Origin of the sequence: uncultured Shewanella sp. (assembly GCF_947495455.1) — a bacterium.
In the GTDB taxonomy this organism is placed as follows: domain Bacteria; phylum Pseudomonadota; class Gammaproteobacteria; order Enterobacterales; family Shewanellaceae; genus Shewanella.
Genome location: NZ_CANLZC010000080.1, coordinates 20,015 through 27,457 on the forward strand (window position 1 = coordinate 20,015; position 7,443 = coordinate 27,457).

7 protein-coding genes are annotated in these 7,443 nt (G+C 39.4%); 2 read left to right on the forward strand and 5 right to left on the reverse strand.

Annotated elements, in window-relative coordinates:
- Window positions 1-5: 5 nt before the first annotated feature.
- The 3 genes from mnmH to Q0791_RS18035 all read right to left on the reverse strand — a co-directional run bounded on the left by mnmH (window position 6) and on the right by Q0791_RS18035 (window position 3,353).
- Window positions 6-1,118, reverse strand: coding sequence for a tRNA 2-selenouridine(34) synthase MnmH (gene mnmH / locus Q0791_RS18025; protein WP_299009389.1), 1,113 nt, complete (start codon window positions 1,116-1,118; stop codon window positions 6-8).
- On the reverse strand, window positions 1,118-2,158 hold the full coding sequence (gene selD / locus Q0791_RS18030) for a selenide, water dikinase SelD (RefSeq protein ID WP_299009392.1): 1,041 nt from the start codon (window positions 2,156-2,158) through the stop codon (window positions 1,118-1,120). The genes mnmH and selD overlap by 1 nt, the downstream gene beginning before the upstream one ends.
- An 88-nt stretch (window positions 2,159-2,246) precedes the next feature.
- The gene (locus Q0791_RS18035) at window positions 2,247-3,353 is read right to left on the reverse strand and encodes a fatty acid desaturase (RefSeq protein WP_299009394.1); all 1,107 of its coding nucleotides are present in this window, start codon (window positions 3,351-3,353) and stop codon (window positions 2,247-2,249) included.
- A 145-nt stretch (window positions 3,354-3,498) separates the two neighbouring features.
- Here Q0791_RS18035 and fabR point away from each other — a divergent pair, with 145 nt between their 5' ends.
- The gene (gene fabR / locus Q0791_RS18040; RefSeq protein ID WP_299009396.1) at window positions 3,499-4,119 is read left to right on the forward strand and encodes an HTH-type transcriptional repressor FabR; all 621 of its coding nucleotides are present in this window, start codon (window positions 3,499-3,501) and stop codon (window positions 4,117-4,119) included.
- A 50-nt stretch (window positions 4,120-4,169) separates the two neighbouring features.
- Here the strand turns inward: fabR and trmA are convergent, their stop codons facing one another.
- On the reverse strand, window positions 4,170-5,267 hold the full coding sequence (trmA, locus tag Q0791_RS18045) for a tRNA (uridine(54)-C5)-methyltransferase TrmA (RefSeq protein WP_299009398.1): 1,098 nt from the start codon (window positions 5,265-5,267) through the stop codon (window positions 4,170-4,172).
- Window positions 5,268-5,487: 220 nt separating this feature from the next.
- On the opposite strand from trmA, the gene murI reads away from it, so the two are divergent.
- Entirely contained in the window at window positions 5,488-6,273 is a 786-nt protein-coding gene (gene murI, locus Q0791_RS18050) for a glutamate racemase (RefSeq protein WP_299009400.1), read from the forward strand.
- A 27-nt stretch (window positions 6,274-6,300) separates the two neighbouring features.
- On the opposite strand, the gene Q0791_RS18055 is transcribed toward murI, so the two are convergent.
- A complete protein-coding gene (locus tag Q0791_RS18055; protein ID WP_299009402.1) occupies window positions 6,301-6,759 on the reverse strand; it encodes an RNA-binding protein in 459 nt (152 codons plus the stop codon).
- Between the last annotated feature and the right edge of the window lie 684 nt (window positions 6,760-7,443).

Sequence of the window (7,443 nt, forward strand, 5' to 3'; positions counted from 1 at the left end):
ATGTACTAGCTTAGACTTGTGTATTGGTTATTTAGCCACTGATTTATCGCTAAATGGTCACCTTGAAAAACAATCTTGCTTTGTTTTTTATCGAGTTGATATTGATACATAGGATCATAATAGTGGCTGAGTAATTTTGTTATCCATATTCTATGATCATCACTGATGTTCTTGTGTGCATCTCGTTGGCAAGCAAGCTTTAAATGGCGTTGTAATTCATCATGCAGTTTACCACCTAAACGTTTTTTTATTTGCATTAAGCCTTGAGTTAAATATTTTTGCAAAGCCCTTTGCCCTTCATCAATACCCAAACGGGTGCTAAACTCTTCATACATGTTGATAATATAATCTTGAAGGATTCGAGTGACACGATTTTCCATTGTTTCTTCAAGGACAAGAATATTGGCCAATTGCATTTTTTGGTAGAAGTTTTTTGGGATCGCGGCACGTCCAATGAGATAACTCTCATCTTCAATCAACAGCCATGGGGGCTTGTTGACTCGTAACTTTAGTAGTTCAATGGCTAAGGTGTTTTCAAAATTGATCTGGCTAGGTTGAGGTTCAAAATATTGGCCAAAACTGGATCCTCTATGTTTGGCAATGTCTTCGAGATCAATACTGTTATGCCATTTTGATAATAGCAGGGTTTTACCGCTTCCCGTTGTGCCACTCAGAACGATGAGTGATTGTGAGTGGCAGGCTTTATCAATGGATTGGATCAGAAATTGTCGCATGGCTTTGTAGCCGCCCTCAATGAAGGGAACTGTGTAACCCACCTCTTTAAGCCACTGTTGGGCAATTTGTGATCTGAGCCCCCCTCTAAAGCAATAGAGATAGGCATGGGGCTCTTGTTTGATGTATTGGATCCATTGGTTTATTCGCTGTTGTTTTATATCGGCTTTTATGAGCGAGTGACCTAATTTGATTGCGGCTACTTGTCCGTGTTTTTTGTAGCAAGTACCAATCTGTGTACGCTCATTGTCGTGAAGTAAATAATGATTATGGCTATTGGGAAAGGCCCCTTTTGTATATTCTACAGGGGCTCTAACATCAATAAGAGGATGAGCATTAATAAAAATGGATGAGTAAGCCGAAGGCGAAATGCTATCTTTTGTCATTAGGTTAAGTTGATAATATGAGGGCGGGAATTGGCATCTAGCTGACCAATACAATAAATGGGCAGTCGATGACTCTCGCTTAAATGTAATAAGGCTTGTTCGGCGTTTGAATTGACTGATACTAAAAGTCCACCGCTGGTTTGCGGATCACAGAGTATTACTTTTTGCTCATGAGTCAGTTGGGGCAAATGGGTTTGATAGCTTTCATAATTTCTGTGTGTGCCGCTAGGAACACAGTTCATTTTGATATAGTCTTTCATTCGAGGGAGCAAAGGCAGTGATGTCATATTAATATTAGCATTAAGATTTGAGCCTTGGCACATTTCCAGTAAGTGGCCTGCGAGTCCAAATCCAGTGACATCTGTCATGGCATTGATACCGTTTATTTCTGCTATTAAAGGCCCAATATCATTGAGCTGACACATGGCATCAATCGCGATATGGCTATCAGTATGCTCAAGTTTTTGTTGTTTTTGAGCCGTCGTTAATACGCCTATACCAAGGGGTTTCGTCAGATAGAGTTTATCTTTTGCTTGAGCGGTATTATTCTTTTTGAGTTTATTTAGCGCCACTTGTCCCGTTACTGCTAATCCAAATATAGGCTCAGGTGAATCGATGCTGTGCCCTCCTGCAAGCATGATATTGGCATCATGGCAGGCTTGGCGCCCTCCATCGACAACTTGTTGTGCGATTTCTGCGGATAGTTTGTTAAGGGGCCATCCTAAAATAGCGATGGCCATAATAGGATTGCCGCCCATGGCATAGATATCACTAATGGCATTGGTTGCTGCTATGCGGCCAAAGGTGAAAGGATCGTCGACGATTGGCATAAAAAAGTCGGTTGTACTGATAATGCCTGTGGTGTCGTTTAATTGATAGACTGCGGCGTCATCTCGATTTTGATTACCGACAAGAATATTGGAATCGTTAAAGGTGGGGAGTGTTGAAGCAAGAATAGTATTTAATATCGAGGGCGATATTTTACAGCCACAGCCTGCACCATGGCTATATTGAGTTAACTTTATTGCAGCATCCTGCATGACTTCGCCTTATATGAATATTCATTACAGATCATCATATAAGGCGAATGCAAGTTTGAATATTAGCCAGATGCATTAATCTTAGGTTTTATACATAAAGAGACGTGAGTGCTCGCCAGTTCTTCTTTTGTTGTAGCCAACGTTCTTTTAAATGCTCCACTTGTAGCATTAACTGTTTATTAACGAGTTGTTTCTTCTTAGCGTCAAGCAGTGTTTTTTTAGCTTCATAATAAGCTAATAAATGGCTTTTCATTATGTCGTATTCAGCTTGTATAATGGCCAATACTTCTTCTTTATTCGGTAAATGCGCAATTTTGTGTTGTGTCTTTTGCAGCTGCATTTTTAATTTTGCACTTTCTATGCGTTCTTGAGGCACAATGCGTAATTGACTGGCTAAACCGACTTTTGCAAAAATGTTGATCATCCATTTTGTGGGATCATATTGCCACCATTTTATGCCATTACGGTAATCATTTTCAAAAATATGATGGAAGTTATGATACCCTTCGCCGTAAGTTAATAGGGCAATAAAGCCATTATCTCTAGCGGTATTTTTATCTGTGTAAGTTTGTTTACCCCAAATATGCGCTAATGAATTAATAAAGAATGTGAAATGATGGCTTACGACCAACCTTAATAGGCCTGCAAGTAGAACCATGCCAAGAATGTTGCCATTTAACCAACCTAAAAACACAGGTAATCCAATATTCATAAGCAGCATTAGCGGAAGATAATATTTATGTTGCCACATGACAATCTTATCATTTTGTAAGTCACGTACATTTTTATAATCAGTATAACGGTGTGCTTGGTATTCTCTTAGCATCCAACCGATATGGCTGTACCAAAACCCTTTTTTAGCTGAGTAGGGATCAATATCATTATTATCAACATGTTTATGATGAATACGGTGATCAGACGACCAATGCAATGCACTGTTTTGTATGGCTAAGGCGCCACCAAGTGCGTACAGGAAACGGACAGAGGCATGGGCTTTATAGGTACGGTGAGACCATAATCTGTGATACCCACCAGTAATAGACATACCGCTGGCAAAAAGGAGTACGACGAAAGCAACCCATTCTGAAGTTTGAAACCCGTATGTCATGGCATACCAAGGTACCAAAATGATTGCACCTAAAAAGGTGAGGGCAAATAAACTGACATTCGTCCAAATTAACGGTGGTTTTTTCATTTTATCTCTAGCAACTTCATTTTGGGCTTACATGTGTAAGCTAATCTAACGTGCTTCTTGGCTGGGGTCAAGATTTCTTCTCTTGCTGCGCTTTGTTTTAAAAAACGGTATTATTCACTTCACCTGTTGTGTGAGTGGAACGAGTATGGGCATTAGAGCATTGCAAAAAGAGAAAACCCGTCGAGCATTAGTTGATGCTGCTTTTAACCAATTAAGTGCAGAACGGAGCTTTTCCAGCTTGAGTTTGCGAGAAGTTGCTAGAGAAGCCAATATCGCACCCACCTCTTTTTATCGTCATTTTAAGGATATGAATGAATTGGGTTTAACTATGGTTGATGAAGGAGGGTTAACCTTAAGGCAAATGATGCGTAAGGGGCGTCAACGGGCTGAAGAGGGTGGCAGTGTGATCCGCATTTCTGTTGATACTTTTATGGAGGTGCTGGAATCAAACCCTAATGTTTTTCGTATTCTACTCCATGAACGTTCTGGTACATCGGCGCCTTTTCGTGGTGCAGTAGCTCGAGAAATTGAGCATTTTATTTCAGAATTAACCCATTATACTGAATCGACAACACAAAGGGATCCTGTTTTGGCCAGAGTCCAAGCTGAATCCTTAGTGACTTTAGTTTTTAACGCGGGGGCTGCAGCGTTAGACATGAAGCGGGCAGAGCGAAAAAAACTAGCCGATCAGCTGGTGGTGCAATTGCGCATGGTGGCAAAGGGAGCGGAAGCGTTACAGAAAAAACAAATGCTCAAAGTGAGTTAGCATTGAATGGCATCACTCGCTTTAAGCCACTCACTTTAAGCCATAGTTGTTTATTTTTTCTCTAATAACAAACCCGATTCCATATGATCGGTATAGGGAAATTGATCAAATAATGCAAAGCGAGTGATATTGTGTGTTTGAGCCAGTTCACTTAAATTATCGATAAGCGTATTAGGGTTGCATGAAATATAGACAATACGCTCATATTGTTGAACAAGTTTAATGGTATTGGTATCGAGTCCTGCTCTTGGAGGATCAACAAAAATGGTATTACATTCGTAGCTGTCTAAGTCGATACCTTCTAACCGCCTAAAACTTCTCTTTTTTGCCATTGCATCAGTGAAGTCTTCAGCAGACATGCGAATAATTTGTAGGTTATCAATATTGTTGGCTTTAATATTATATTGTGCAGATTCTACTGATGGCTTAGCCAGCTCTGTGGCTAACACCTTATTAAAATTTTGAGCTAGGGCAATGGAAAAATTCCCATTGCCACAGTAAAGTTCTAATAAATCCCCTGTGCTATTTTTTGTGGCATCAATCGCCCATTCAAGCATTTTTATAGACACTTTACCGTTTGGCTGAGTAAAACTGTTCTCAATTTGGTGATATTGCAATGACTGGTTGTTGACGAGCAAAGATTCTAGAACAAAATCTTTATCCATAATAATTTTTTGTTTTCGAGCTCGGCCAATTAAGTTAATGGAAAATTGCTTCGATAGTGTAGTCTTCAATGCTTGAGCTTCATGTTCCCATGCGTGTTCTAAGGGCTTATGATAAAGCAATGAAACCAGTATTTCGCCACTTAGCGTTGAGAGAAAGTCGATTTGAAACAGTTTGTGGCGCAGCAAAGTATTGGATTTTAATTTTTCTATTAATACTGGCATAAGCTCATTGATGAGCTTGCTTGCGGGAAGAAATTGATCACAGCGCACTTTTTTATTAAGTACTTTATCAAACATGTAATAGTACATGTCATCGCCATCATGCCATATACGAAATTCAGCACGCATGCGATAATGCGCAGGCTCAGATGCAAATATTTCCATCTTTGGTGTATCAAATTGGCTAAATAATTGCTCCAACTTGATGCGTTTTTCCTCGAGCTGTGCATCATAGGTTGTTGGATCCATTGCGGCTAAATTCATATTCTGATCATCTTTGGCTATTGGGGCCGGAATTATATACCCAAGTGATGCTATTATGCGAGTGTCGGCATGAGTCAAAATATCAGTGTTAAGGCGTATTCAGAAAGGTTTATTGGATTTACAAGAGAGTGAATTAGCCTTGTATTATTGTTTTGTTTTTTGATTTTGACGTTAGGTGTGGGAAACTGTGCCTTTTCGTTATGCTTGTAAGAGGTATATATTGGCAGGTCCTATATTGGTATTTGATTCTGGTATTGGTGGGTTATCAGTTTTAAACACAATAAAATCAGTGTTACCACAGGCTTCTTATTGCTATGTCTTTGACAATGCAAGATTACCCTATGGGGAGCTTGACGACCAGGAATTGATTACCGGTTGTGTGGCCCTCATCAGTGACATTGCTATGCGTGAAAACGCCGCTCTAGTTGTTGTGGCTTGTAATACAGCTAGTACATTAGTTTTACCTATATTAAGGCAGCAGCTTAATATTCCTATTGTTGGTGTGGTGCCTGCCATCAAACCGGCTGCAAAATGTTCAAATCAAAAGAACATTGGTTTGTTGGCGACGCCTGCAACGATCACGCGCAGTTATACGCGTGATTTGATTCAACGGTTTGCCAGTGATTGTGATGTGCATTTATTTGGTTCTTCCGAATTAGTGTTATTGGCGGAGAACAAAATGATTGGTTGCGAGCCCGATATGCAGCATCTTGAATCGATACTTACACCAGTAAAAAATGCGGGAGTTGATATTTTAGTTTTAGGCTGTACTCATTTTCCTGTTCTTAAAGATAATATCCAAACAATATTAGGCGAGGATGTGACTTTGCTTGATTCTGAACTGGCTATTGCTTCAAGAGTGTATTCTTTATTAGCGAAAGAAAGTCATTCAACTGAAGAGGCAAGGAGTGTTGCTTACTATACTGCGCAAAGCATTCCCACAGCATTACAAGATAAATTAGCCAATGATGGATTTGTTAATGTTAGTCAGTTCCATATTGGCTAATGATGTAGGTAGAGTTGAAGAGCAAATTTAGTTATTGGTGTCCGCTTTATCTGAATCTTGAGATTTAGCTTCTCTGACTTTCAATGTTCTTTCTTGAAAATCGAATTCATTGAGTTTATTCATTGCCTTTTTCGCACCCGCTTCAGACATCTCAATAAATCCAAAACCTTTGCGTCGTCCTGTTTTTCGATCGCGAACTAAGCGAACGGAATTAACTGGACCATATTCTCCAAATAAGGCTTTTACTTCTCCTTCGTGAACACGATAGGGTAAGTTGCCAACGTAGAGTGTCATCGTGGGGCCTGTATAGGGCTTGTCTGGATCAGGTGTGATAGAAGTTGATTTAGATAGAATAGAATAAACGACGCTAGCAATGATGGCGCCAGTGAAAAAAGCAATAGCTCCGTTTAGTGCTGGAGCAAGTTGGTATATTGCTAGAGCACCAAGAATGGCAATGAGCAAGACAATAAAGAATGGCTTTTGCATATATATAATCTCTAAAGAGTTAATGAATAATATGATAAATAACTGTTAATAACTGCTACATGGTAATGAATTATTCAACGTGAAACTAGTCTAGTGATGGAAAAACGAGCTTTAGTCGCTGTTCAACTATCTTAAAGATACGACAATTTCATCGTTTTTGGTCTAAATTGTATGGCTTTTCGACAAAAAAAAGCCAAGTGAATAAAAGCTAAGCATATAGATAATGTTTTTAAAAAAAGCCCTTGCGCTAATTTCAAATCTCCCTATAATGCGCACCCACTGACACGGCAAAGCAGCTTCCTGTAGGTATAGGAAACAGCAGCAGTGACAGATGCTTCAAGCAGTTATGAAGTGCGAAGGTGATTTCTATTTTGTATAAGAGTTAACCTTTGAAAAACTTCTTAAAAAAACACTTGACGCATACGAGGAAACGCGTAAAATACGCCACCTCAGCCAATATGGCGAAACGTTCTTTAGCACTTATTTAGAGCGTCGTTCTTTAAAAAATTAGACAAGCAAATCTGTGTGGGCACTCACAGAGATTAAGTTATTCGAAATATAACTTAATGACCTCTTTATTTTAAGAGTGAGTGTTCATGCGAATGAACAGAATTCATTGAGCAGGTCTTCGGACCAAAACAAAACTTTAATTGAAGAGTTTGATCATGGCTCAGATTGAACGCT